Raw genomic sequence first — 25,837 nt, 5'->3', positions numbered from 1 at the left:
GAACGGATGGCAGATTTTCATGTAAAAATCATATCCAGCAACCGGACATTCTATGAGGGAGTCTGCCACTGTCTGATCCTTCCGGCGGTGGACGGTGAGATGGCTGTCATGGCGCACCATGAGAGCGAGATCGTGGCAGTCAAAGCGGGAGAAATGCGTTTCCAGGCGACAGAGGACGGTCCGTGGGAGGCGGCAGTCGTCGGGCAGGGCTTCTGTGAGATCGCCAACAACCGTGTTATGTTGCTGGCAGATACGATCGAGAAACCGGAGGAGATCGACCGGATCCGGGCGCAGGAGGCATTAGAGCGTGCGAAAGAGCGGCTGCGCCAGAAACAGAGCATTTCCGAGTATTACAGCACCCGAGCGGCGATGGCGAGAGCGCTGGTTCGTCTGAAAGAGACGGAAAAATTCGTAAACTAGGTATTTCAGAGACAGATTTGAGTCTGTTTTATGCCTGTGAATGAAAAAAAATATGATTCTGTGGCAGATGCGGTTCAGAAAGAAATGACAGAAAATCAGTAAGAATGGAGAACAGGGCATGACATTACTTCAGTTAAAATACGTGGTGGAGGTGGCGGCAGCCGGAACCATCAGCGGGGCGGCAAAAAAACTTTATATTGCACAGCCGAGCCTCACGGCGGCGATCAAGGAACTGGAGCATGAGATTGGATTTTCCCTGTTTACCCGCACGAACAAGGGCGTGGTGATTTCCCCGGATGGGGAAGAATTTCTGGGGTATGCGAGACAGGTGATCGAGCAGGCAAACCTGATCGAGGAGCGCTATTTTGGCGCTGTGCCGCAGAAACGCCAGTTCTGTGTCTCCACCCAGCACTATTCCTTTGCCGTTGAGGCGTTTGTCGATCTGATCCGCGAGTACGGCGGAGAAGAGTACGATTTCCGTATCCGCGAGACGCAGACGTATGAGCTGATTGAGGATGTGGCGAAGCTTAGGAGCGAGGTTGGCGTGCTGTATCTGAACCGTTTTAACGAGACGGTGATCCGCAAGACGCTGCGGGAACACGACCTCAAATTTACGCGGCTTTTTATGGCAAAACCGCATGTATTTATCGGTGCGGCCAATCCGCTTGCAAGCCGCAGTTCTATCACCTTGTCGGATTTGGAACCTTATCCGCGTCTGTCCTATGAGCAGGGCGAGCACAATTCCTTTTATTTCTCCGAGGAGATCCTCAGCACGCTGGACAGCCGCAAGGACATCCTGGTGTCCGACCGCGCGACCCTGTTTAATCTTCTGATCGGGCTGAATGGGTATACGATCTGCAGCGGTGTCATCAATGAGGAACTGAACGGACCGAATATTGTAGCGATTCCGCTTGATGTGGACGATTATATGGAGATCGGTTATATTACCCACAATCGCGTGACACCGGGACGGTTTGCGGGACTGTATATTGAGGCGTTGAAGCGGAGAGTGGGAGTGCCGGTTCCCAAAGTGTCTGCCCGTGAACCAATAACCAGAATTCCTGTTTCCGACAGGTGATTTTTTGGTTTGACTTTTTTTAAAACAGGAAATATAATAATACCGAAACGAGTAGCAAACGAGCGTAAATCCAGTTTTTGCTACTCTTTTTTTATTATTCCATAAAGAATGTACCAAGGTGCATTTTTTATTAAATTTTATAAAAATGCCATTAAAAAGTGTGTTGCCTATCAGCGTAAGTCCAGCTTATGAGATAGGTGCACACTTTTTTATGTGGAAAAAAGGAGGATTTATTTAAAATGGCAGAAAGCAACAAGATGAAGGATATGCCGGTAAATCAGCTCATGATCCAGATGGGCATACCGATGATTTTATCGATGGCATTGCAGGCAGTCTACAATATTGTGGACAGCGCCTTTGTGGGAAATATGAGGGTAGGAAGCGAAGCCGCCCTGAATGCGCTGACACTGGTGTTCCCGATCCAGATGCTGATGGTGGCAGTGGGAATCGGAACCGGCGTGGGAACGAATGCGCTTCTTGCGAGGATGCTGGGACAGGGAAATAATAAAAAAGCTGCAAAGGCAGCCGGAAACAGCCTGTTTCTGGGTGTAATTATTTATGTGGTATGTCTGTTATTCGGACTCTTTGGAGTAAACGCATATATCACGTCGCAGACGGTCGATCCGGAGGTTATTTCGATGGGAACGGAGTACCTTCGGATCTGCTGCGTGATTTCGTTTGGAATCGTATTTTTCTCTTTGTTTGAAAAATTATTGCAGGCAACAGGGCGTTCGTTTTATTCGACCATCGGTCAGGTTGTGGGAGCAGTGGTAAATATCATTCTGGACCCGATTATGATCTATGGAATTGGACCTGTCCCGGAGATGGGAGTTGCGGGCGCTGCCTATGCAACGGTGATCGGGCAGGTCATATCGGCGGTTTTATTATTTGTTTTTCATATGAAGTTAAACAAAGAGTTTGAGCATGATTTCACATATATGAAGCCGGATGTCGGAATTATAAGGGAAATCTACGCGATCGGACTTCCGGCGATCATCGCGCAGGCGCTCATGTCTATTATGGTGTATGTGATGAACCTGATTTTGAAATTCAATCCTTCCGCCCAGACGGCGGATGGACTCTTCTACAAAGTACAGCAGTTTGTATTGTTCCTTGCGTTTGGTCTGCGCGACGCCATCACACCGATCATCGCATTTGCATACGGAATGCATAGCAGAAGGCGGATTCTGGATGGAATCAAATATGGACTGTTCTATACGGTTGTTCTGATGATTGTGGGCATGGCAATCACAGAGGTTTTCCCAGGGGTGTTTGCCGGATTATTTAATGCCGGATCGTCCAGAGAATACTTTATCGGGGCAATGAGAATCATTTCCATCAGCTTTATTTTTGCCGGAATCAATGTGGCATATCAGGGCATTTATCAGGCGCTTAACAGTGGCATCCAGTCGCTGGTGATTTCACTGCTCAGACAGTTTGTGATTATTCTGCCGTTGGCAGGCATCTTTTCAATCTTTGTGAGAAACGGTCAGGCAGGTGTTTCGCTTATCTGGTGGGCGTTTCCGATCACAGAGCTCGCCGCCTGCCTGGTGGGATATGGTTTTTTGAAGAAAATCAGAACGAATAAAGTGGAACATTTGGAGTAAGGAGAGAGGATAGGATGATGGGAAAAAGAATTATTACGATCAGCCGGGAGTTTGGAAGCGGCGGACGTTTTATCGGTATGGAAGTGGCGCAGAAACTGGGTGTGAAATACTACGATAAGGAGATGATCGGACAGATTGCGGAGCAGTCCGGATTTTCACCGAAGTATATCCAGGAGAATGCGGAATTGTCACCCAAGAAGGGGTTATTTGCCTATGCGTTTTCAGGGCGCGACCAGATGGGACGATCCGTCGAAGACATGATCTATGAAGCGCAGAGAAAGATCATTTTGGATATTGCGGAAAGAGAAGAGTGTGTGATAATAGGTAGAAATGCGGATTTTATTCTGAAAGATCGGGATGACGTCCTGAACGTATTTATACACGGAAATATGCCGGAGAAGGTAAAGCGGATTTGCGGCTTATACAATGTTACGGAACAGGAAGCGATCAAAATGACAGAAGACATTGATAAGCGCCGTATGAGCAATTATCGCTTTTACACGGATCAGAAGTGGGGGATGGCAAGTAATTATACACTGTCGCTGAACAGTTCAGTGCTGGGGTATGAGATGTGTGAGAGGATTATTATGGAGTGTGCGGGGCGCTAGGAGAGGGCTGACAATAGTCTTTTGTTCTTATAAGTAACAGAAAAACCAGAACTGTGTAGCTGATTTAGTCGACAGTTCTGGTTTTTTTGTTTTGGAAGTCCCACATAGATGTGTCAGAACCCATTTTTTATTTCTGAACTTTGTGTGAAATCTTTGCCCAGATGATTGACATAAAGCGGGGGTTCAGCGTTATGATAGGCGGTATGGAAAACAGGGATGAAAAAGTAAAATCTTTTGCCGAAGATAGATTTACACGGAAATAGGAACGGAATCGGAAAGAGGATGATAGAATGCGGCAGAATAGAGAAATGATTTCATGTCAGCGTCCATAATCGGCACTTCCTTTTTGTAAGAAATGTGGTATACTCGATAGAACATGAAAACCATATTAAAAAAGGTGAAAAGCAGAATGAATCATATTTCAATTACAACCCTGGAAGCGCCGGAGCTGGATATCTACGCCCGGCTGAGCGAGGGGCAGTTATTTCATTATAATGAACCAAAGGAAGGTCTTTTCATTGCGGAAAGCCCTAAGGTCATCGGGCGGGCGCTCGACGCGGGATATGAGCCGGTTTCTTTTCTGATGGAAGAACGCCATATCGAGACAGAAGGGCGGGAGATTCTGGAACGCCCGGTGTGTGCGGGAGTGCCTGTGTTTACGGCACCATTTGATGTGCTGACGCGCCTGACCGGCTTTAAACTGACGCGCGGGATGCTGTGTGCGGTGAAACGGAAGAAAATGCCGGGGATCGAGGAAATCTGTGCAGGTGCCAGACGGATCGCGATTCTTGAGAATGTAGAAAATCCTACGAATGTGGGGGCGATTTTCCGGTCAGCGGCGGCGCTCTTTATGGATGCGGTGCTTCTGACACCGGGATGCAGTGACCCGCTGTACCGCCGTGCAAGCCGTGTCAGTATGGGAACAGTGTTTCAGGTGCCGTGGACGTACATTCCGAAGGGCGACTGGGCGGAGAACAGTATGGAAACGCTTAAGAAGCTGGGATTTCGCACGGCGGCGATGGCGCTCAGTGACCGTTCCGTGAGTATCGCGGATCCGGCGCTCTCGCAGGAAGAAAAATTAGCGATCATTCTCGGAACCGAGGGTGACGGGTTGGCGGCATCGACGATCGCGGCGTGCGATTACACCGTGAAAATCCCGATGTCACACGGCGTGGATTCGCTCAACGTGGCAGCAGCGAGTGCAGTGGCGTTCTGGCAGCTGGGCATGGGAAACAGGAAATAAAGTTCTGGCTGTGTGAGAAAAAATGGTTACTGTTCACGCATACGTGCCCAGTAATGGAATTTGCCGTGGCTTCGCATTTAAATACGGCAAATTCCTGCTGCCACCACGTTTTCTTACGGCACTTTCGGTTCCAAAAGTGCCTACCCGTGAACAGTTACAAAAAATGTACATTGTTTAAATGTGTTTCAAATGCCAGAAATGAGTGCGGAAATGGATGGAAAGAATCGTTTGGAGGAAGGAGAACATAGAATGAAGTGTCCAAAATGCGGACAGGAAGCAGTTGGAAATTTTTGCAGTAACTGCGGAACTCCGCTTGTAAATGATACAGTACGCCGAGAACAGGAAACGGTGGGAAGAAAGCAGGAAAATAGCTATGACGACGGTGATTCAGAACAGCGGAATCCAGCTCGGATGGAATCGGATGAGAAAAAGGCGGAATCCGGCTCTGGATCGAAACGAAACAGTCAGGAAAAGCGGAGCAGCCAGAGTCAGGACGCACAGAAGCGTGAGGAAGAGCGCCGCGATAATGAACGCTGCCAATCCCAGGCACAGGAGGATGCCCGCCGTGACCGTGAAGCGGCATCGCGCAGACGACAGGACGCGAGACGTTCTTCTTCCAGCGCGAAAGAGGATAAGCGGGATGCAAAACAGCAGAAGCAGATGGAAAAACGCCTTCATGCTCTGGAGTCGGAGCGGGAGCGCTCAGAGCGTCAGAAAAACCGGATGGAGCGCAGCCACCAGCGGGAACTGGAACGCCAGTCCCGGGAGGCAGAGCGCACCAGACGGGCGGCGGAGCGCAGTGAGGCGCATACGCAGAGTGACTCAAATGACGGTCCGTCCGTGCTGGATGTGACGGCAGCCGGAGTAACCGGCGTGGTTGTGCTGATGGCGCGCGTGATGCAGGCAGCCAGCTTTCTTCTGATGGCGGGAATCACCTGGGCGAATGCGAAGGCATTTCGGTATGGCGGCGACGATCTGGGCTATATCGGAACTATGATTACCGAGGAAAATTATGGTTTGGGGCTGTATGTAGGGATTGGCGTATTTCTGGTACTGATGGGCGCGATCTGGTGCCTGTGGATTCTGTCAGGCAAGCACGCGGGTGGTAAAGTACGGCTGCAAAAATACGATACGGGGCGCGGATTTATCCCGTTTATAATCATCCTTGTTCTTGTATTAGTAGCCGGTCCGGCAGCGTACCTGATGCCGAAGAATGCGGGCAGCTTACAGCCGATTGTGGACGGCGGCTATGCGGCGCTGGAGGCGATCAATGCGAACCACGGATTTCTGCTGTTCTGCAGCATCGGAGGCGCGATCCTTTCGTTTATCCGGAAAATGCTGCTGGTATAATTTTATAATTCATCTAATTGCCCGAACTGATAGCCCATTTCCTCCCATTTTGCCAGAAGTTCATCGAGAATCTGAGCGTTGGTCTGAGAAGTGCTGTGCAGAAGGACGATCGCGCCGGGGTGGATGCGCGTCAGAAGCTTGGAAAATGCTTCTTCTTTGGATGGCTGCTGATCCTGCATCCAGTCCACATAGGCGAGACTCCAGAAAAAGGTCTTGTAGCCGAGCTCCTTTGCCATCTGCAGGTTCGATTCACTGTATTTGCCCTGCGGCGGACGGTAATATTTTTTCATTGTCTGCCCGGTGACGGACTGGTAGAGTGTTTCCAGGGCAGTCAGCTCCTTTTCAAATGCTGCTTTGTCGGAAATGCGGGACATATCGGGATGGTGATACGTGTGGTTGGCGACGGTGTGACCCTCTGCGATCATCTGTTTTACCAGTTCAGGACTGGTTTCGAGATAGTTGCCGACGACGAAAAAGGTTGCCGGGACATGGTGTTTTTTCAGTGCTTCCAGAATGGCAGGTGTGCAGCCGTTTTCATATCCGGCGTCGAAGGTCAGATAGATGACGGGCTTGGAGGTATCGCCTACATAGAAAGCGTCAAAATTTTTTAAAGTGTCGGCGGAGGCATTGCCGACCGGTGTCTGCCCTGGACTGGGAAATCCAAGTCCCCAGTTTCCATCTGCGGAAACCGGAATCGAACCGGAATCAAAGGCAGGCGGGAGCGAGCCACAGGCGATAGCAGGCGCTGAAACCGTGTGCCCGGATGGACGGCGCAGGAAATGCGCGGCAGTCTGCCCGGCGAAGAAAGAGATGGCAAACAGGGCGGGAACCAGCAGCGGGGAAATGATGTGCCGGAAACGTGATGGAACAAAATGCATGGGAAAATGAATGAACATGATGTGACCTGAAAGATATATTTTCATAAGTATATGAAAGAAGGGGGAACATCATGTTTTTATTATAATTTGCTGTCCGTGAAATGCACCGAATCGGAAAAACCAAGCGGTACCATATAACAAATTTTATGTGCTGACATAACAAATTAATGCTTGTCATGCCCTTTGTACCTATGTTATTATTATAACGATGCTTAGATGAGATGCTCCGAACCCTTGAACAAGGGGAGCTGGATGAAAAGCAGATTATGAAATTATGATGAAATAAATAAGAGAAACAAGGAGGATGTTGAAGGATGAAGCCTTATAGCGAGATGACGAAAGAAGAACTTCTGGAGCTTAAGCGTGATCTGAGCGATCAGTACCGGGAGTTTCAGGGCAAGAATCTGACGCTGGATATGTCACGCGGTAAGCCAAGTGCAGAGCAGCTTGATTTATCGATGGGAATGATGGACGTACTGAGCAGCGACAGTGATCTGACCTGCGAAGATGGGACAGACTGCCGCAATTACGGCGGCCTGGACGGTATCAGCGAGGCGAAGGAGCTGTTAGCGGATATGATCGAGGTTCCGGCTGACAATATCATTATCTATGGAAACTCCAGCCTGAACGTAATGTACGACACCATCTCCCGTTCTATGACTCATGGCGTTATGGGAAATACCCCGTGGTGCAAGCTTGACAAGGTTAAATTCCTGTGCCCGGTACCGGGATATGACAGACATTTCTCCATTACTGAATATTTTGGTATCGAGATGATCAACATTCCGATGACCGCAGATGGTCCGGATATGGATCTGGTGGAGAAGTATGTGACCACCGACCCGACCGTAAAGGGAATCTGGTGTGTTCCAAAATACTCCAACCCGACCGGTAATTCCTATTCCGATCAGACTGTCCGCCGTCTGGCACGCATGCATCCGGCAGCTCCGGATTTCCGTATTTACTGGGACAATGCTTATGGCATCCACCATTTATACGATGATGAGCAGGATCATGTGCTGGAGATTCTGGCAGAATGTAAGAAAGCCGGCAACCCGGATATGGTTTACAAATTCTCTTCAACCTCCAAGATTACGTTCCCGGGTTCCGGCATTGCGGCAATCGCAACCTCCCACAATAACCTGGATGATATCAAGAAACAGTTAAAGATTCAGACTATCGGTCATGATAAAGTGAATCAGCTCCGCCACGTGCGTTTCTTCAAGGATATCCACGGCATGGTAGAGCACATGAGAAAGCATGCCAACATCCTGCGCCCGAAATTCGAGGCAGTTGAGAATATTCTCGACCGCGAGCTGGGCGGACTGGAGATCGGTACCTGGACAAAACCGCACGGCGGCTACTTCATTTCCTTTGATTCACTGAACGGCTGTGCGAAGGAGATCGTTGCGAAGTGCAAGAAAGCAGGCGTTGTCATGACCGGAGCCGGTGCAACTTATCCATATGGCAAGGATCCGGAGGATCGCAACATCCGTATTGCTCCATCTTATCCGCCGCTGCAGGATCTGATCACTGCAACCGAGCTGTTTGCACTCTGCGTCAAGCTGGTCAGTGTCAACAAGCTGTTAGAGGAAATGTAATATTAAACCAAGAAGTACAGGAATTGTATGGGTATGTCGAAGGACCGCTGCCCATACAATTCTTTTTTCGGAGAAAAAGTGATGATAAAGGAAAAGTTATCCCTGATCTGGGGAAAGTTTGTAAACAGGGAGACGATATCGTATCTGATATTCGGCGTTCTGACGACGCTGGTGGACTGGATTTCCTATGCGGTTTTCCGCCACAACGGCATGAACTACCGTATGGCGACGATCTGCTGTCAGGCGGCGGCGATCCTGTTTGCATATGTGACAAACAAGATCTGGGTATTCCGAAGCTACAATTTCCACCCTGTATATCTTCTTAAGGAAATGGCTTCGTTTTTCTCCTGCCGTATTCTCACATCGGTGTTCACGTATGTGGCGATGATCGTGATGGTAGACGGCATGGGAATCAAACAGGATATGATCTGTAAGATTGTGGTATCAGCGATCTCGCTGGTGCTGAATTATATTTGCAGTAAATTATTTATTTTCAAAAAGAAAGAATCCTCGAAATAGGGCTGTGTGGGGAAATGACAGCGGAAATGGATGCTGAAGACAGACCGGAAAAGCCGGAAAGAGTAGAGAAAACGCCGCCTGAACGGGATTCTGGATGGAGGGAAGATGGAGCAAAGAGAACGAGACGAAAGTTCCAGTAAACTGGAAGAAGCACTCAGGGAGCTTACGGGAGCGGAAACAACGGGGAAAATAGAGGAGTATGAGAACGAGCGGGAAGGTGCGGACGTGGATTCGGAGACTGCCTGTACAGATATGAGACGTGCTGAACGAATGCCGGCCTGGAGACAGGAAGAAGATGCCAGAAAATCTAAACTTTCAGAGTCCAGAGCAGATGTCGTTAATGAGTTGAATGATGATGACTGGGAGCAGGAAGAATTAGATGAATTAGATAAGTGGGATGAACCAGAGAAATCACCCCGCGGAATGGGCCGTCTGGCTGCGGTTTTCCGTCCGTCGGATGATCTCCTGGCGGCATTTTTCCTGCCGGTGGTGATTTTGATCCTGATTTTTGCATACCGCGGTATTTTTCCCTTTGGGCAGGAAAGCTTCCTGCGGACGGATATGTACCACCAGTATGCGCCGTTTTTCTCGGAATTCCGGCATAAGCTTTTAAGTGGCGAGAGCCTGCTTTACAGCTGGGATGTCGGCATGGGCGTAAACTTTGCCGCGCTCTATGCGTACTATCTGGCGAGCCCGTTCAACTGGCTGCTGCTGTTATGCCCGTCGTCCCTGATTATCGAATTTATGACCTACATGATCGTGTTCAAGAGCGGTCTGGCGGGGCTTTCGATGGCGTGGTATCTGAAAAAGCACACGGGTTCACAGAAGTTTGGAGCGTGCTATTTTGGCGTATTCTATGCGCTGTCCGGCTATATGGCGGCGTATAGCTGGAATATCATGTGGCTGGACTGCATCGTGCTGCTGCCGCTGATCCTGCACGGCCTGGAGCGGCTGGTGCGCGAAAAAAAAGGGCTTTTTTACTGCCTGATGCTGGGACTTTCAATCCTGTCCAACTACTATATATCAATTATGATATGCCTCTTCATGGTGATTTACTATGTGGCGCTCCTGTTTCTGGAGAAACGGCCGGGATGGAAAGATTGTCTGCACAGCTTTTTCCTGTTTGGTGTGTATTCGCTTCTGGCGGGTGCGCTGGCGGCTGCGGTGCTTCTTCCGGAGATTGCGGCGCTGCAGAGTACGGCGTCTGGCGATTTTAATTTTCCGACCACACTGGAAATCTACTTCCCGATCTTTGATATGATCGCGCGGCACATCGGAAATGTACAGGTGGAGACGGGACTCGACCATTGGCCGAACCTCTACTGCGGCGTGGCAGTCTACATTTTCATGGGGTTGTATTTTCTGAACCGCCGGATTGCGATCCGGGAAAAGGTTGTGTACGGTGTGCTGCTACTCTTTTTCTATGCCAGCTTTTCGTTCAACGTGCTGAATTTTATCTGGCATGGCTTCCATTACCCGAACAGCCTGCCGTGCCGCCAGTCGTTTATCTATATCGCGCTGGTGCTGACGATGTGTTTCCGGGCGTATCTATATCTGGATGAAATATCCAAACGGCAGTTTGCCGGGGTGACATCCGCCGCGATTGGCTACGTGATTCTGGCAGAAAAGCTGGTGACGGACGATGCGTTTGAACCAGTTGTCTGGTATGTGGCAGTGGTGCTTCTGCTGCTGTATCTGGGCGTCTTTTATTTCTATCAAAATAAAGAACATTTCGCGTTCACGGCGGCGCTTCTGGCGATGGCGCTGGTAAGTGTGGAGGCGCTTGCCAATATGGCGGCAACGAGCATTCCGACGACGAGCCGGACTGATTATGTGGCAGACAATCAGGATGTTGCAGCGGTGACAGAGCCGCTCAAAAAGACGGAATTTTACCGGATTGATAAAACGAATGCGCGCACGAAAAATGATGGCGCGTGGATGCATTTTCCATCCGTATCACTGTTTTCATCGGTGGCAAATGCCGGGGTGACGGATTTCTTCAAACAGATGGGCTGCGAAGGTTCGACGAACGCATACAGCATCGTGGGAAGTACGCCGCTGGTGGATTCGTTATTTTCAATCAAATATGCACTCTATGAGGGCAAGCAGGACAATCCGCGCCTGTCGCTCTATGCATTTTCAGGTGACACGTACCTCTATGAGAATCCGTGGACGCTGCCGCTCGGCTTTATCCTGCCGGACATAGTGGAAACGGGCTGGAAGCGCGATCTTTCTTCGCCGGCGGATGTCCAGAACGATTTATCGGATGTGCTGGGCGTGCCGGAGTGCCTGATTTTCACGGACGGGGAGGAGCAGGGGAATCGTTTTTCCTTTACAGCACCGGAAGATGGGGAGTATTATATAAGTGTCGCAAACCGTCAGATTGATTCGGTTAAACTGGATGTCGGCGGGGAGAGCCGCAGCATTGATACGTTGAAACGCGGGTATCTGGTGGAAACCGGATATGTGAAGGCAGGCACATTGATTCTGCTGGAGAGCAATGACAGTGCCGGAAGCATGGACGCGAGCGCGTACCGCTTTGACGAAGCCGGGCTGCGTGCGCTCTATGAGCGCCTCAACCAGCATCCATTTGAACTGGAAACATCGGGCGAGGAGGCGATGAAGGGCACGATCGACGCGGGCGAGGGCGGAACGCTGTTCCTCACGATCCCGTATGACGAGGGCTGGACGGTCACGGTGGATGGAAAAGAAGCTATCACGCGTCCGGTCTGGAAGGCATTTACCGGCGTGGAACTGACGGCGGGAACCCATACGGTGGAACTCAGATATTATCCGCAGGGACTGCATGAGGGACTGCTGATCAGCGGAGGTGCGCTGTTTGTGTTAGCGGTGATTGTGGCTTCTATGTATATAAGGAAGAAGAAGCAGGGGAAAACTTCTGCAAAAATGAGAAGAACGGTGGAAAAAGAGCCGGATGGCGATTTAAAACTGAGAAATTGAGATACAAAATTTATAGAAAAGAGGTTAAAATCATGAAAAAGCTGGAAGAATATGTAAGAAGCATTCCGGACTTCCCGGAGCCGGGGATCATTTTCCGCGATATTACTACGATTTTACAGGATGCAGACGGACTGCAGCTTGCGATCGACGGAATCCAGAAATCCTTAGAGGGCGTGGATTATGATATCGTGGTTGGTCCGGAGTCCCGCGGGTTTATTTTTGGCGTGCCGGTTGCATATGCGATGCACAAGGGATTCGTGCCGATCCGTAAGAAAGGCAAACTGCCGTGCAAGACGGTATCTGTAAGCTACGATCTGGAGTATGGCAGCGCGGTTCTGGAGATGCATGAGGATGCCATTAAACCGGGACAGAAGGTAGTTATCGTTGACGACCTGATCGCAACCGGCGGAACGACCGAGGCGATTGTCAAGCTCATCGAGAAGATGGGCGGCGAGGTTGTAAAAATCTGCTGCGTGATGGAGCTGGCAGGCTTAAAGGGACGCGAAAAACTGAACGGATATGCGGTGGATGCCCTAATTACCTATGAGGGGAAATAGATAACGGTTCACGGGTAGGCACTTTTGGAACCGAAAGTGCCGTAAGAAAACGTGGTGGCAGCAGGAATTTGCCGTATTGAAATGCGAAGCCACGGCAAATTCCGTTACTGGGCACGTATGCGTGAACAGTAACAAAATAGTTTGCCGTTGCATTTTTTGTCAAATATTCGTATAATAGGGGTATTCTATATAATATTTTATTTCATTTGCGTGAACCGCTTTCCGGATTCCGAACGGCAGGCGTTTCAGTTATCTACGGAAGGGTCAGGAGGCATATATGGGAAATTTGGATAAAATAAAAAAGCTGGATCAGGAAATTGAAGCGCCGGCGGATTTTACGAGTCCGGAGGTACTGTATAATGAGTTGATTGCCGCCATTCGCAAGTACCATCCGTCGGATGACATCAGCATGATTGAGAAAGCGTACCAGATCGCGTATGACGCACACAAGGATCAGAGGCGTAAATCAGGTGAACCGTATATCATCCACCCGCTCTGTGTGGCGATCATTCTGGCGGATCTGGAGCTGGATAAAGAGACTCTGGTGGCAGGTATCCTGCACGATGTCGTGGAAGATACGGTCATGACAGAGGAGGAGATCACGGCGATCTTTGGCGAGGAGGTAGCACTTTTAGTAGACGGCGTTACCAAGCTGACCCAGATCTCGTGGACGATCGATAAAGTAGAGATTCAGGCGGAAAACCTGCGTAAGATGTTCTTAGCGATGGCGAAGGACATCCGGGTTATCCTGATTAAGCTGGCAGACCGTTTGCACAATATGCGGACGCTTCAATATATGAAGCCGGAAAAACAGAAAGAAAAGGCGCGTGAAACGATGGATATCTACGCGCCTATTGCTGATCGTCTCGGTATTTCCAAGATCAAGACCGAGCTGGATGATTTGTCTCTCAAATATCTCCAGCCGGAGGTTTACAAAGAATTGTCCGAAAAACTGGCACTCCGTAAGGACACCAGGGAGGCGTTTATCCATAAGATTATGGATGAAGTCAAGAAACATATGGACGATGCGGGCATCGAAGCCAAGGTAGACGGCCGTGTGAAACATTTCTTCAGCATCTATAAAAAGATGGTAAACCAGGACAAGACGCTGGATCAGATCTATGATATTTTTGCGGTCCGGATTATCGTGGAGAGCGTGAAAGACTGTTATGCGGCGCTCGGTGTCATCCATGAGATGTACAAACCGATTCCGGGACGTTTTAAAGATTATATTGCCATGCCGAAACCGAATATGTACCAGTCGCTGCATACGACTCTGATCGGCAGCAGCGGACAGCCGTTTGAGATTCAGATCCGCACCTATGAGATGCACCGTACCGCTGAGTATGGTATCGCGGCACACTGGAAATATAAGGAGAGCGGCAGCAGCAAGGCGGCGATCGACAGCGCCGAGGCAAAGCTTTCCTGGCTGCGTGAGATCCTGGAATGGCAGCGGGATATGTCCGATAATAAAGAGTTCTTAAGTCTCTTAAAGAGCGATCTGGACCTCTTTACGGATGATGTATACTGCTTTACCCCGACGGGTGATGTCAAGAACCTGCCGAGCGGTTCCACCCCGATCGATTTTGCGTATTCGATCCACAGTGCGGTCGGCAACAAGATGGTTGGTGCCCGTGTCAACGGAAAACTGGTCAACATCGATTATGTCATTAAAAATGGTGACCGTGTCGAGATTATTACCTCCCAGAATTCCAAGGGACCGAGTCGCGACTGGCTGAAACTGGTTAAGAGCACACAGGCGAAGAATAAGATCAATCAGTGGTTCAAGAGCGAGCTGAAAGAGGACAATATCCTGCGCGGCCGTGCGCTTCTGGATAAATATTGTAAGGCGAAGGACATCAATTATTCAGAGTTAAATAAACCGGAATATATGGAAAAGGTCATGAAGCGCTATGCGTACCGTGACTGGGATTCCGTTCTGGCATCGATCGGACATGGCGCCCTCAAAGAGGGACAGGTCATCAACAAGATGCTGGATGAGCGCAACAAGAAGTTAAAGAAGGAAGTAACCGACACGACGATCCTCGATAACATGGCGTCGGATGGAAACAAGGTTCCGGTGATCGCAGCCGGGAAGTCGAAGAGCGGTATCGTTGTCAAGGGAATCCACGATCTGGCGGTTCGTTTTTCGAAGTGCTGCAGCCCGGTTCCGGGCGATGAGATCGTCGGATTTGTCACAAGGGGACGCGGTATCTCGATCCACCGGACAGACTGCATCAATGTGATGAATCTGCCGCAGGAAGAGCGTGAGCGCCTGATTGAAGCCGAGTGGCAACAGCCGGAAGCACAGACGGGCACGGAAAAATACTCCACCGAAATCAAGATCTATGCGAACAACCGCATCGGCATGTTTGTGGATATTTCCAAGGTATTTACCGAGCGCCAGATCGACATTACCTCGATGAATGTGCGTACAAGCAAGCAGGGCAAGGCGACGATCGTCATGACGTTCGATATTCACGGAATTGAGGAATTAAATAAATTATCTGATAAACTCAGACAGATTGAAGGAGTATTAGATATAGAGAGAACTGCCGGATAAGCGGTTCTCTCTATATTTCACAGGTACTTACACCCTGTGAAAGTTTCACATATTATTAGGAGGAAAAGATGGAGATAAAACGGCTGATCGTGGGAATGGTCCAGACGAACTGTTATATTGCGGTGCATCCGGAGACGAAGGAAGCTGTGATTGTTGATCCGGGCGATGAGGCGGCGCGGATTGAGGATGCACTGGCGCAGACCGGAGCGAAGGCCAAGGCGATTCTGCTGACTCATGGACATTTTGACCATGTGACGGCGATGGAAGAGCTGAGACGGGATCTGGGCGTGCCGGTTTATGCCTGTGAGCAGGAGCAGGCGGTCTTGGCGGATCCGGATAAGAACCTGTCCGTCCAGTTTCAGGGCGGCGGTCTGCATCTGAAAGCGGATATGCTTTTGAAGGATGGAGAGACGTTCGAGGCAGCGGGCTACACGTTCCAGATGCTTCATACACCGGGGCATACGGAAGGTTCCTGTTGTTATTATGTAAAATCAGAGAGGGTGCTGTTTTCGGGAGATACCTTATTTGAAGGTTCTTACGGACGCATCGATTTCCCGACTGGAAGCGGACGTCAGATGATTCATTCGGTGGCAGATATCCTTCTGAACCTGCCGGATGATACGAATGTATATCCGGGACACATGGGATATACGACGATCGCCGACGAAAAACAGTACAATCCGCTGGCGGGATACAGGGGGCGCGAAGCATGATAGCGATTTTGTTAAATGACGCGTCCTTTGAACAGGATATCCGTGAGCTCCTGATGGCATTTTATCCGGGCGAGACATTTACGCACAAGGAAGAGGAAGCCGGGGAGGCGGAGCTGATTGTGCGGGGAGTCCGGGACGGAAACTCGTTTTCACTGGATGTGGCGCCGGTGAAGAAAGAAGCCGTTCACTTTGCTTTGATTTATCCGGATTTTTCCAACCGTTTTGAGACGAAAAATGAGATCAAACAGACGTTATACCGTCTTTTGAGTGCCCAGACCGGCAGAGAGCTTCCGTGGGGAACGCTTACCGGCATCCGTCCGACGAAGATTGCGCTCACGAAGCTGTATGATGGATGGACGGACGAGCAGATCGAGACCTATATGCGCGAGACGTATTTCACCAGCAAGGAAAAGATCGATCTGAGCATCGACGTGGCGGAGCGCGAGAGACGCCTGCTGTCCACGATCGATTATGAGAATGGGTACAGCCTGTATGTGGGAATCCCGTTCTGTCCGACGACCTGCCTGTACTGTTCGTTTACGTCGTTTCCGATTGTGAAATGGGAAAAACGGATGGACCTCTACAAAGAGGCGCTTTTTAAGGAAATGGAATATGTGGCGGAGCAGATGAAGGATCGCCCGCTTTCGACCATCTATTTTGGAGGCGGCACACCGACCTCGTTAAATCCGCAGGATCTGGATGAGATCCTGACAAAGGTGGAAGAATTATTCCCGGTGGAACAGGCAGTTGAATTTACCGTTGAGTCGGGACGTCCGGACAGCATCACGCGCGAAAAGCTGCAGGTGCTCCGGAATCACGGCATTTCCCGTATTTCCATCAATCCGCAGACGATGAAGCAGGCGACACTTGACCTCATCGGACGCCGTCATACGGTGGAGGATGTGAAGGAAAAATTCCTGCTGGCGCGGGAGCTGGGATTTGACAATATCAATATGGATCTGATCGTGGGTCTGCCGGAGGAGACGATCGACGATGTCCGCCAGACAATGGAGGAGATCAAGGCACTCAGACCGGACAGCGTGACGGTGCATTCGCTGGCGATCAAGCGCGCGGCGCGCCTGAATATCTATAAGGAGCGCTACGGAAATCTGAAGATTGTCAATACACAGGAGATGATTGACCTGACCGCGCAGTATGCCGAGGAGATGGGGCTGAAACCGTACTATCTCTACCGCCAGAAAAATATGGCGGGCAATTTTGAAAATGTCGGTTATGCGGTTCCGGGCAAGGAATGTCTCTATAATATATTAATTATGGAAGAAAAACAGACGATTGCCGCCTGCGGTGCGGGAACGACCACCAAGGTTTATTTCCCGGCAGAAAACCGGATTGAGAGGGCGGAGAACGTCAAGGAAGTTGAGCAGTATATCGACCGGATCGATGAGATGATCGGGCGGAAAGAGAAGCTGCTTGGACGAAGAGAGTAAAAACGAAAAATTCACAGATACAGGGTGTCAGATGCAGAAAAACACTTTGTAACAGAGAAACATAAAAATCCAGTTTCCAGCATGGAAAAGTGAAGTTTTCTTTGCGCGGGAAATATGGTCGCAGAAAGACATAGAAGGAGTTTGACACATGGCTTTAAAGAAAAAACCAGTTACAGGCATGAAGGACATTCTTCCGGGTGAGATGGAGATCCGGGATTATGTGCTGAATATCATCAAAGATACCTACCGCGGATACGGCTTCTCGGCGATCGAGACTCCGTGCGTGGAGCACATTGAGAACCTGACCAGCAAGCAGGGCGGCGACAATGAGAAGCTGATCTTCAAGATTTTAAAGAGAGGCGAGAAGCTGAACGTCGAGGCAGCACAGACAGAGGCAGATGTCGTAGACGGTGGTCTCCGCTATGACTTAACTCTGCCGCTCAGCCGTTATTATGCAAACAATTCTGCTAATTTATCAGCGCCGTTCAAGGCGCTGCAGGTCGGAAGCGTATGGCGTGCCGATCGTCCGCAGAAGGGACGTTTCCGTCAGTTTGTACAGTGTGATATCGATATTTTAGGTGATGCGACAAACCTGGCTGAGATCGAGGAGATTCTGGCGCTTACCAAGGCGCTGAAGCGCATCTGCCCGGACAAGGCATACACTGTCCGTGTCAATGACCGTGCGATCTTAAAGGGCATGGCAGATTACAGCGGATTCCCGGAAAATGAGACCGATAAGGTATTTATCATTCTCGATAAGATGGATAAGATCGGTCTGGACGGTGTCCGCGAAGAGCTGCTTGCAGAAGGTTATGCGCCAGAGGCGGTTGAGAAATACACCGGACTTCTGGCAGAGATTCAGAACGATGCGGCAGGCGTCCGCGCGCTGGGCGAGAAGCTCTCCGGCGTGATGGATCCGGCAAAGGCAGAGAATCTGGCAACGATCATGGAGACAGTTAAAGCGGTTGCAGACATCGAATTCGGTCTTGAATTTGACCCGACGCTGGTGCGCGGCATGGGCTACTATACCGGAACGATTTTTGAGGTTTCCATGGAAGGCTTCGGCGGCTCCGTTGCAGGCGGCGGACGTTACGACAAGCTGATCGGCAAATTTACCGGCGTCGATACACCGGCGTGCGGATTCTCCATCGGTTTTGAGCGTATCATCACGATCCTGATGGATTCCGGTTTCAAAGTACCGGAGGCAGCCGGCAAGAAAGCATTCCTGTATGAGAAGGGCTTAAGTGCGGACCAGTTCCGTGCAGTTCTTAAGAAGGCACAGGAAGAACGTGCTAACGGCACCCGCGTGGCAGTCGCACAGATGAACAAGAACAAGAAATTCCAGAAGGAGCAGCTGGCGAAGGACGGCTACGAGGAGATCGTGGAATTTTACAAAGACAGTTTGAAGTGATTCAGTTTTTGAATTTTTCAGATAAAACTATAATAAACGGAGGAAATACTATCATGGCAGAATCTATGGCAGGACTGAAACGTTCCCATCGCTGTACCGAGCTGGGAACTGCCAATATCGGTGAGAAAGTAACCGTTATGGGCTGGGTTCAGAAGAGCAGAAATAAAGGCGGCATTATTTTCGTGGATCTGCGGGATCGTTCTGGTATCCTGCAGCTGATCTTCGAGGAAGCTGACTGCGGCGCTGAGAGCTTTGCAAAGGCAGAAAAGCTGAGAAGTGAGTTCGTTATCGCCGTAACCGGACGCGTAGAGGCACGTTCCGGTGCAGTAAATGAAAACTTAAAGACAGGTGCGATTGAGATCCGTGCGGATTACCTCCGCATTCTGGCAGAGTCTGAGACACCGCCGTTCCCGATCGAGGAGAACTCCAAAACCAAAGAGGATCTTCGCCTGAAATACCGTTACCTGGATCTGAGACGTCCGGATATCCAGAGAAACCTGATGACAAGAAGCCGCGTGGCTATCCTGACCCGTGCATTCTTAGCAGAGGAAGGCTTCCTTGAGATTGAGACTCCGACTCTGATTAAAAGTACTCCGGAGGGCGCGAGAGACTACCTGGTACCGAGCCGTGTACATCCGGGCAGCTTCTATGCACTGCCGCAGTCTCCGCAGCTGTTAAAACAGCTTCTGATGTGTTCTGGATATGACCGCTACTTCCAGCTGGCACGCTGCTATCGTGACGAGGACTTAAGAGCCGATCGTCAGCCTGAGTTTACCCAGATCGATATGGAGCTTTCCTTCGTTGACGTTGAGGACGTTCTGGATGTCAATGAGCGTCTGTTAAAGAAGCTCTTCAAGGAGATCTGCAATTACGATCTGCAGCTTCCGATCCAGCGTATGACCTGGCGCGAGGCAATGGATCGTTTCGGTTCAGATAAGCCGGATCTGCGTTTCGGCATGGAGCTGAAAAACGTATCGGATGTAGTAAAAGACTGCGAGTTTGTTGTATTTAAGAGTGCACTGGAAAATGGCGGCTCTGTCCGCGGTATCAACGCAGAAGGACAGGGCGCTATGCCGAGAAAGAAGATAGATGCGCTGGTTGAGTACGCAAAAGGCTTTGGTGCAAAAGGTCTTGCATATCTGGCAATCCATGAGGACGGTACCTACAAGTGCTCCTTCTCCAAGTTCATGAAGCCGGAAGAGCTGGATGCACTGGTGGCTGCTATGGGCGGTAAGCCGGGCGATCTGCTTCTGTTCGCAGCTGACAAGGATAAAGTTGTATTTGATGTACTTGGAAACTTACGTCTGGAGATCGCTAGACAGCTTGACCTCTTAAAGAAGGATGATTTCAAGTTCCTGTGGGTAACCGAGTTCCCGCTGCTTGAATATTCAGAGGAAGAGGATCGCTACGTAGCTATGCACCATCCATTTACCATGCCGATGGAAGAGGATCTTCCGCTGATCGATACCGATCCGGGCAAGGTACGTGCAAAAGCATACGATATCGTCCTGAACGGTACCGAGATGGGCGGCGGTTCTGTCCGTATCCATCAGGCAGACATCCAGGAGAAGATGTTTGAGGTTCTTGGATTCACGAAGGAGAAAGCACAGGAGCAGTTCGGCTTCCTGTTAGACGCATTCAAATACGGAGTACCGCCGCACGCTGGTCTGGCTTACGGTATGGACCGTATGGTTATGCTGATGGTCGGCGCAGACAGCATCCGCGACGTCATCGCATTCCCGAAGGTAAAAGATGCTTCCTGCCTGATGATGGAAGCACCGTCTCAGGTTGATCCGAAACAGCTTGAAGATCTTTCCATTGGTGTGGTCGAGAACAATGAAGCGGAGAAGACCGAAGAATAAAATATAAGATATGGAACAGCCTGGAAAGACTGTGAAATAGAAAGCAAACAGGGCTGGATGAGAAATGCAGAGAAATACTGGATTTTGTCGGACAGTCCTGTTTTGCGTGTGAGATGAAAAAGTTCCATTTGTCTTTGGCAACTGAATATATAAATTGCTTGCATTGGGGAGCCCAGGAGGATGGAAAAGGACTCTCTTTTCTATATGTGGTAGAAACTATGAATCTTTTGTGAACCTATGGAATCTCCCACCCGAATCTGCTAAAATACAGACAGATTGAGAATGTAATCAGGATATGACAGCGTGGAAAAAGGTTCTGTCATACACGGCAGAGTAAAATAAATGAGGTGAAGATTTTATGGATAAGATTAAAATACTGGTCGTGGACGATGAGGCGAGGATGCGGAAGCTGGTGAAGGACTTCCTTTCGATTAAAGGGTATCAGGTGCTGGAAGCCGGGGACGGCGAGGAGGCGGTGGATCTGTTTTTCCAGCAGAAGGACATTGCGCTGATTCTTCTGGATGTGATGATGCCGAAGATGGACGGCTGGGAGGTTGTGAAGACGATCCGCAAGTATTCGCAGGTGCCGATCATCATGCTGACGGCGAGAGGCGAGGAGAGCGACGAGCTGCAGGGCTTTAATCTGGGCGTGGATGAGTATATTTCCAAACCGTTCAGTCCGAAGATCCTGGTCGCACGTGTGGAGGCGATCCTGCGCCGCAGCAACGGCGGCAGCCAGGATGTGATCGATGTGGGCGGCATCCACATTGATAAGACGGCACATCAGGTCAGCGTGGATGGAAAACCGGTGGATTTAAGCTACAAGGAATTTGAGCTGATGACGTATTTTGCAGAGAATCAGGGAATTGCGCTTTCGAGAGAAAAAATTCTGAATAATGTATGGAATTATGATTATTTCGGCGATGCACGGACGATCGATACGCACGTGAAGAAGCTTCGGAGTAAGCTGGGCGAGAAAGGCGAGTACATCAAGACGATCTGGGGCATGGGCTACAAATTTGAGGTAAGCGAATGAAACGTTCGGTCCGATGGAAATTTACAATCATATTTGCCGGGTTGATGACGGTTGCAATCGCGCTTATCTGGTGTATCAATAACTGGTTTCTGTCCGGATATTACCAGAATTATAAGATTCATACGCTGGAAAAGGGATATCGGGCGATTGACGCGATTATCCAGGATGAGGTTCGGAATGGCGAGAGTTCGCTGGAGGACGCACAGGCGGAGCTGAATTCGGGTTGGAAAGAGTACCAGAAGTCGAAAGATGGAAGTCCTGATATGGACAGTGCGGATGGCGGTTCGGCTCAGTCTGGTAAAAATGGAACCGGTGATAGGGCTGGCGATGAGACACAGGATGCGCTGGGTGAATATGCGGAAGGTGACACGGTGGTGCTGGAGGATGACTCGGAGGATGCATCGGCGGATGCACTGGATGGGGAGGAAGCTTCGAGCGGCGGTGTCCGGCTGGCAAATGTGATCCGCGAGCTGCGTGACCGGTCGAATATTTCCCTGCTTTTATATGACAGCGAGAGTGACCAGACACTCGTCTCCTCGGCGCGGGATGTGGAAGTCATGCGTGACCGGGTGCGGCGCTATATCGTCGGTCATGCGGGGGCGAAGCGGGATGTATTGCGGGAATATGACAACTACATGATTCAGAAGACGTTTGACCCGCTCAGCAAGACGTTTTATCTGGAAAGCTGGGGATTTTTCTCGGATAATGCGACCATTTTCATCATGACGATGCCGATGGAGAGCATCCATGAGAGCGCGGCTATCTCAAACCGGTTTCTGATGTTTGTTGGAATCGTGGTAATTCTGGCGGGAAGTATTCTGATTTATTTTATTACCCGGCACATTACGATGCCGATCAAACGGCTGTCGGAGCTGTCGGAAAAGATGTCGAACCTGGATTTTGATGCCCGCTATGAGACAAGCCGCCGCTCGACGGAGGAAATTGATACGCTTGGAAACAGCATGAATGTGCTTTCGGAGCGCCTCAAGACAACGATCGGGGAACTGAAAGAGGCGAATGCACAGCTTAAAAAGGATATTGACGAGAAAGTGCAGATCGATGAGATGCGTAAGGAGTTCATTGCGAATGTGTCGCATGAGTTAAAGACGCCGATCGCGCTGATTCAGGGCTATGCGGAAGGACTCGTCGAGGGCATGGCGGAGGACAAGGAGAACCGCGATTATTACTGCGGCGTTATCATGGACGAGGCTGGGAAAATGAATCGGATGGTGCGCCAGCTTCTGACCTTGACGGCGCTGGAATTTGGGGGAGAACGGCTGTCTGTGGAGCGGTTTGACCTGACGGAGCTGATTGCCAGTGTGATTTCTTCTTCCGGTGTGCTGCTTAAGCAGAATGAGCTGACTGTGGATTTTGACGGGAAAGAACCGGTCTACGTCATGGGCGATGAATTTAAAATAGAGGAAGTCATCACCAATTATCTGACGAACGCGATTCATCATGTGGGCGGCGGGGAGAAGAAGATTCAGATCCGGATTGACCACCGGCGCGATGGAAAAGAGGTCTGCGTGGAAGTGTTTAACACGGGAAATCCGATCCCGGACGAAGCGCTTCCGAACCTCTGGACGAAGTTTTACAAGGTAGATAAAGCGAGAACGCGGGAATATGGCGGCAGCGGCATCGGGCTTTCGATCGTCAAGGCGATCATGGAGATGCACCATAAGGCGTGCGGTGTGAAGAACCATGAGAACGGTGTGGAGTTCTGGTTTACGCTGGACACGGCTGGTGAAAAATGAAAATAAAATTTTGCCAGAGACAGAATCTTAGAATTATGAAATATGTTTCAGAATCGTGATTTGCATTATATATGAGATGATATAAAAAACACTTGAAAATACAGGGCATTTCGGCAGCCTGGGGCAAAAATATTTTGTCCCAATATGGTTGAAATTCCCTGTATTTTTGCGCTTTTTTGTCGGAAATTAAAATCTTAAATAAATATAAAAGATCCGTCATTTCCTTGACAACGAAAAGAAAATATAATAACAATGTAATAAGATTTAATAATTATGTAACATTTCGAACGATAGATAACACCACAGCGATTGGGACTCGATTCTTTTGTTTCAGCAATATCTGCGGGAATCACAAAATCTAATTAAGGAGTTTTGAAGCATGAATTTAAATAGAACAAAGAAACTTTTCAGTATGGTATGCGTGTGCTCAATGCTGACCATTGGCAGCGCGCAGGTAGCTTTTGCGGGGCCGTCTACAGGTTATGAAAGCGACATGGTGGCAACCGTGGCAGCAGACCTTTCGATCTATGCGGATGAGGATGAAAACTCAGAAGTAGTAGCGATGGCTGAAAAGGGCGAGTCCTATGACGTAGTTGGAAAGGCAGATGACAGCTGGATCAAGGTAGCGGCCGGTGAGATGGAAGGCTATTTGAAGGTTCAGAGTAGCGTTATGCTCAGCAAGGCAGAGGAAGCAGCTGCAGTCGCAGATGCATTTGTCGCAGAGCAGAGCAATCTCTCGACCAGAGAGCAGTTAGTCAATTATGCACTGCAGTTTGTAGGTGGACGTTATAAATTTGGCGGCAGCGACCCGCACACAGGTGTTGACTGTTCTGGTTTTACGAAATATGTGATGCAGCACGGTGCCGGTGTGAGCCTGAACCGTTCTTCAGCTTCCCAGTCCAAGCAGGGTACAGCAATCAGCGCTGACCAGATGCAGCCGGGCGACCTGATTTTCTACGGAAGCGGAAGAGGTATCAACCATGTAGCGATGTATATCGGCGACGGCAAAGTGGTACATGCTTCAACTGAAAGGACCGGCATCAAGACTTCCCCATGGAACTACCGCACACCGGTTAAGATTGTGAACGTGCTGGGTTAAGAATGAATTTACGAAACATCTGCATGGAACCTTTTTATGAAAAAAGGGTTGGATGCAGATGTTTTTTGATTTCATAGGAAATTGCGTCCTATGAAACAAAAAATTATTTCTGGCATAAAAAGTAAGAATTACCCTGCATACTTTCGCAGTAAAATTCCATACTAAGACCTGTAACAAGAAAGTGACGGTTAAGCGGCTGTTCACAGGAAGCCGGAACCGACACGTAGAAAACCTGACAGGGCAGGAATTTAGGAGGAATGACTTATGTCAAGCAAAAACAGTTACAGCAACTATGATAACAGTGCCGAGAAAAACAGCACCAAAAATGCATCCAAGAACAGCTCTAATTATGGTTCCAACCAGAGCCAGAACCGCATGCAGAACCAGAGCCAGAACCGTTCCAGGAATAGCTCTAAAAACCAGTATCAGGACAAGACAGAGGATGATTACAGCGATTGTGACTGATGAGACAGGCAGATAAGAGAAAAAATAGTGAATGCCGGGAATGCGGAATATCCACCGTTTCCCGGCATTTGTTCGTTTTCTAGCCAATGGAAGAGGCTGCCGCATCTCCTCTGACACCTGTCCGCCGGACAAAGCATATATTAATATTACATAGAGTTAAAAAAGAAATCGGGTTCTGTCAGAAACCGTTTTTGTATAAAATGAGGAGGGATGACGGATGTATCAGACCATACCGGTGCGGCATCTGGACGCGTGGCTGGAGCAAGGGTACACGGGACGGCTGATTGACCTTCGGACGCCGGAAGAATATAATGTGTCTCACCTCTGCGAGGCGGAAAATATTCCATTTTTATGGCTTCAGGATAACCGGCAGACACTTACAGGTGAACGTCCGCTTCTGTTTTACTGTGCGCGGGGGAGTGAAAGCCTTCTGGTGTGCGGCTGGTATGACCGGATGGGATATGAGGTTTATAATCTGGGCGGCGGTTACCGCTTTTATCAGGGAAAGTATCAGTGCAGCCTGAGATAGACACTTTTGCCGCGGCTTTTCATTGACAGATGCAGACCAGTCAACTAGAATAAAAATGGTGAAGACTGTAATGAAAATAAAAGGGTTCTTTGCATGAAATGATTTGGCAATGAATCCACAGAGAGATAAGAGGAA

At 49.6% G+C, this 25,837-nt stretch carries 21 protein-coding genes; 20 read left to right on the top strand and 1 reads right to left on the bottom strand.

The window, feature by feature from the left end; genetic code table 11:
* The first annotated feature begins 6 nt into the window (after positions 1–6).
* The 6 genes from atpC (at position 7) to PUQ60_RS02085 (ending at position 6,306) form a co-directional block, all read left to right on the top strand.
* Positions 7–420: an ATP synthase F1 subunit epsilon gene (gene atpC / locus PUQ60_RS02110; protein ID WP_118491617.1), complete on the top strand. Its 414-nt coding sequence runs from the start codon at positions 7–9 to the stop codon at positions 418–420.
* Positions 421–538: 118 nt separating this feature from the next.
* Complete coding sequence (locus tag PUQ60_RS02105; RefSeq protein ID WP_022359056.1) at positions 539–1,498, top strand: LysR family transcriptional regulator; 960 nt, start codon at positions 539–541, stop codon at positions 1,496–1,498.
* Between the two features lie 239 nt (positions 1,499–1,737).
* Positions 1,738–3,105: an MATE family efflux transporter gene (locus PUQ60_RS02100; protein ID WP_273379317.1), complete on the top strand. Its 1,368-nt coding sequence runs from the start codon at positions 1,738–1,740 to the stop codon at positions 3,103–3,105.
* A gap of 14 nt (positions 3,106–3,119) precedes the next feature.
* The gene (locus PUQ60_RS02095; protein WP_337366973.1) at positions 3,120–3,713 is read left to right on the top strand and encodes a cytidylate kinase-like family protein; all 594 of its coding nucleotides are present in this window, start codon (positions 3,120–3,122) and stop codon (positions 3,711–3,713) included.
* A gap of 409 nt (positions 3,714–4,122) precedes the next feature.
* On the top strand, positions 4,123–4,956 hold the full coding sequence (locus tag PUQ60_RS02090; RefSeq protein ID WP_118524525.1) for an RNA methyltransferase: 834 nt from the start codon (positions 4,123–4,125) through the stop codon (positions 4,954–4,956).
* A 249-nt stretch (positions 4,957–5,205) separates the two neighbouring features.
* Complete coding sequence (locus tag PUQ60_RS02085) at positions 5,206–6,306, top strand: hypothetical protein (RefSeq protein ID WP_273379314.1); 1,101 nt, start codon at positions 5,206–5,208, stop codon at positions 6,304–6,306.
* A 2-nt stretch (positions 6,307–6,308) separates the two neighbouring features.
* Here the strand turns inward: PUQ60_RS02085 and PUQ60_RS02080 are convergent, their stop codons facing one another.
* Complete coding sequence (locus tag PUQ60_RS02080; protein WP_273379312.1) at positions 6,309–7,202, bottom strand: polysaccharide deacetylase family protein; 894 nt, start codon at positions 7,200–7,202, stop codon at positions 6,309–6,311.
* Between the two features lie 296 nt (positions 7,203–7,498).
* Here PUQ60_RS02080 and PUQ60_RS02075 point away from each other — a divergent pair, with 296 nt between their 5' ends.
* The 14 genes from PUQ60_RS02075 to PUQ60_RS02010 all read left to right on the top strand — a co-directional run bounded on the left by PUQ60_RS02075 (position 7,499) and on the right by PUQ60_RS02010 (position 25,702).
* A complete protein-coding gene (locus tag PUQ60_RS02075) occupies positions 7,499–8,785 on the top strand; it encodes an aminotransferase class I/II-fold pyridoxal phosphate-dependent enzyme (protein WP_022358449.1) in 1,287 nt (428 codons plus the stop codon).
* Between the two features lie 81 nt (positions 8,786–8,866).
* Complete coding sequence (locus PUQ60_RS02070) at positions 8,867–9,304, top strand: GtrA family protein (RefSeq protein WP_118468332.1); 438 nt, start codon at positions 8,867–8,869, stop codon at positions 9,302–9,304.
* A gap of 105 nt (positions 9,305–9,409) precedes the next feature.
* Positions 9,410–12,265 carry a YfhO family protein gene (locus PUQ60_RS02065; protein ID WP_273401190.1) on the top strand — a complete coding sequence of 952 codons (2,856 nt, stop codon included), beginning with the start codon at positions 9,410–9,412 and terminating at the stop codon, positions 12,263–12,265.
* Between the two features lie 32 nt (positions 12,266–12,297).
* On the top strand, positions 12,298–12,822 hold the full coding sequence (locus tag PUQ60_RS02060; RefSeq protein WP_022359322.1) for an adenine phosphoribosyltransferase: 525 nt from the start codon (positions 12,298–12,300) through the stop codon (positions 12,820–12,822).
* Positions 12,823–13,099: 277 nt separating this feature from the next.
* Complete coding sequence (locus PUQ60_RS02055; protein ID WP_022359323.1) at positions 13,100–15,385, top strand: bifunctional (p)ppGpp synthetase/guanosine-3',5'-bis(diphosphate) 3'-pyrophosphohydrolase; 2,286 nt, start codon at positions 13,100–13,102, stop codon at positions 15,383–15,385.
* A gap of 68 nt (positions 15,386–15,453) precedes the next feature.
* Complete coding sequence (locus tag PUQ60_RS02050) at positions 15,454–16,098, top strand: MBL fold metallo-hydrolase (RefSeq protein ID WP_118628927.1); 645 nt, start codon at positions 15,454–15,456, stop codon at positions 16,096–16,098.
* A complete protein-coding gene (gene hemZ, locus PUQ60_RS02045; RefSeq protein ID WP_273380098.1) occupies positions 16,095–17,546 on the top strand; it encodes a coproporphyrinogen dehydrogenase HemZ in 1,452 nt (483 codons plus the stop codon). Before PUQ60_RS02050 ends, hemZ begins: the two co-directional genes overlap by 4 nt.
* A gap of 148 nt (positions 17,547–17,694) precedes the next feature.
* Positions 17,695–18,957: a histidine--tRNA ligase gene (gene hisS, locus PUQ60_RS02040; protein WP_273380096.1), complete on the top strand. Its 1,263-nt coding sequence runs from the start codon at positions 17,695–17,697 to the stop codon at positions 18,955–18,957.
* 53 nt (positions 18,958–19,010) lie between these two features.
* On the top strand, positions 19,011–20,819 hold the full coding sequence (aspS, locus tag PUQ60_RS02035) for an aspartate--tRNA ligase (protein WP_118524531.1): 1,809 nt from the start codon (positions 19,011–19,013) through the stop codon (positions 20,817–20,819).
* A 358-nt stretch (positions 20,820–21,177) separates the two neighbouring features.
* A complete protein-coding gene (locus PUQ60_RS02030) occupies positions 21,178–21,855 on the top strand; it encodes a response regulator transcription factor (RefSeq protein WP_022359328.1) in 678 nt (225 codons plus the stop codon).
* Entirely contained in the window at positions 21,852–23,609 is a 1,758-nt protein-coding gene (locus PUQ60_RS02025; protein ID WP_273380094.1) for a HAMP domain-containing sensor histidine kinase, read from the top strand. Before PUQ60_RS02030 ends, PUQ60_RS02025 begins: the two co-directional genes overlap by 4 nt.
* A 379-nt stretch (positions 23,610–23,988) precedes the next feature.
* The gene (locus PUQ60_RS02020) at positions 23,989–24,708 is read left to right on the top strand and encodes a C40 family peptidase (protein WP_273380093.1); all 720 of its coding nucleotides are present in this window, start codon (positions 23,989–23,991) and stop codon (positions 24,706–24,708) included.
* Between the two features lie 264 nt (positions 24,709–24,972).
* The gene (locus tag PUQ60_RS02015) at positions 24,973–25,173 is read left to right on the top strand and encodes a hypothetical protein (protein ID WP_107000506.1); all 201 of its coding nucleotides are present in this window, start codon (positions 24,973–24,975) and stop codon (positions 25,171–25,173) included.
* A gap of 217 nt (positions 25,174–25,390) precedes the next feature.
* Positions 25,391–25,702 carry a rhodanese-like domain-containing protein gene (locus PUQ60_RS02010; RefSeq protein WP_273380091.1) on the top strand — a complete coding sequence of 104 codons (312 nt, stop codon included), beginning with the start codon at positions 25,391–25,393 and terminating at the stop codon, positions 25,700–25,702.
* The last annotated feature ends 135 nt before the right edge of the window (positions 25,703–25,837 follow it).

Origin of the sequence: Clostridium sp. AF02-29, from assembly GCF_934835585.1 — a bacterium.
GTDB classification, from domain to species: domain Bacteria; phylum Bacillota; class Clostridia; order Lachnospirales; family Lachnospiraceae; genus Otoolea; species Otoolea fessa.
The sequence above is the reverse complement of the archived record's forward strand: the minus strand, read 5'-3'. Positions and strand labels throughout refer to the sequence as shown.

Excerpts from the sequence above, each read along its gene's own strand:
- atpC (WP_118491617.1), top strand. The coding sequence starts at position 7 with ATGGCAGATTTTCATGTAAAAATCATATCCAGCAACCGGACATTCTAT.
- PUQ60_RS02105 (WP_022359056.1), top strand. The coding sequence starts at position 539 with ATGACATTACTTCAGTTAAAATACGTGGTGGAGGTGGCGGCAGCCGGA.
- PUQ60_RS02100 (WP_273379317.1), top strand. The coding sequence starts at position 1,738 with ATGGCAGAAAGCAACAAGATGAAGGATATGCCGGTAAATCAGCTCATG.
- PUQ60_RS02095 (WP_337366973.1), top strand. The coding sequence starts at position 3,120 with ATGATGGGAAAAAGAATTATTACGATCAGCCGGGAGTTTGGAAGCGGC.
- PUQ60_RS02090 (WP_118524525.1), top strand. The coding sequence starts at position 4,123 with ATGAATCATATTTCAATTACAACCCTGGAAGCGCCGGAGCTGGATATC.
- PUQ60_RS02085 (WP_273379314.1), top strand. The coding sequence starts at position 5,206 with ATGAAGTGTCCAAAATGCGGACAGGAAGCAGTTGGAAATTTTTGCAGT.
- PUQ60_RS02080 (WP_273379312.1), bottom strand. The coding sequence starts at position 7,202 with ATGTTCATTCATTTTCCCATGCATTTTGTTCCATCACGTTTCCGGCAC.
- PUQ60_RS02075 (WP_022358449.1), top strand. The coding sequence starts at position 7,499 with ATGAAGCCTTATAGCGAGATGACGAAAGAAGAACTTCTGGAGCTTAAG.
- PUQ60_RS02070 (WP_118468332.1), top strand. The coding sequence starts at position 8,867 with ATGATAAAGGAAAAGTTATCCCTGATCTGGGGAAAGTTTGTAAACAGG.
- PUQ60_RS02065 (WP_273401190.1), top strand. The coding sequence starts at position 9,410 with ATGGAGCAAAGAGAACGAGACGAAAGTTCCAGTAAACTGGAAGAAGCA.
- PUQ60_RS02060 (WP_022359322.1), top strand. The coding sequence starts at position 12,298 with ATGAAAAAGCTGGAAGAATATGTAAGAAGCATTCCGGACTTCCCGGAG.
- PUQ60_RS02055 (WP_022359323.1), top strand. The coding sequence starts at position 13,100 with ATGGGAAATTTGGATAAAATAAAAAAGCTGGATCAGGAAATTGAAGCG.
- PUQ60_RS02050 (WP_118628927.1), top strand. The coding sequence starts at position 15,454 with ATGGAGATAAAACGGCTGATCGTGGGAATGGTCCAGACGAACTGTTAT.
- hemZ (WP_273380098.1), top strand. The coding sequence starts at position 16,095 with ATGATAGCGATTTTGTTAAATGACGCGTCCTTTGAACAGGATATCCGT.
- hisS (WP_273380096.1), top strand. The coding sequence starts at position 17,695 with ATGGCTTTAAAGAAAAAACCAGTTACAGGCATGAAGGACATTCTTCCG.
- aspS (WP_118524531.1), top strand. The coding sequence starts at position 19,011 with ATGGCAGAATCTATGGCAGGACTGAAACGTTCCCATCGCTGTACCGAG.
- PUQ60_RS02030 (WP_022359328.1), top strand. The coding sequence starts at position 21,178 with ATGGATAAGATTAAAATACTGGTCGTGGACGATGAGGCGAGGATGCGG.
- PUQ60_RS02025 (WP_273380094.1), top strand. The coding sequence starts at position 21,852 with ATGAAACGTTCGGTCCGATGGAAATTTACAATCATATTTGCCGGGTTG.
- PUQ60_RS02020 (WP_273380093.1), top strand. The coding sequence starts at position 23,989 with ATGAATTTAAATAGAACAAAGAAACTTTTCAGTATGGTATGCGTGTGC.
- PUQ60_RS02015 (WP_107000506.1), top strand. The coding sequence starts at position 24,973 with ATGTCAAGCAAAAACAGTTACAGCAACTATGATAACAGTGCCGAGAAA.
- PUQ60_RS02010 (WP_273380091.1), top strand. The coding sequence starts at position 25,391 with ATGTATCAGACCATACCGGTGCGGCATCTGGACGCGTGGCTGGAGCAA.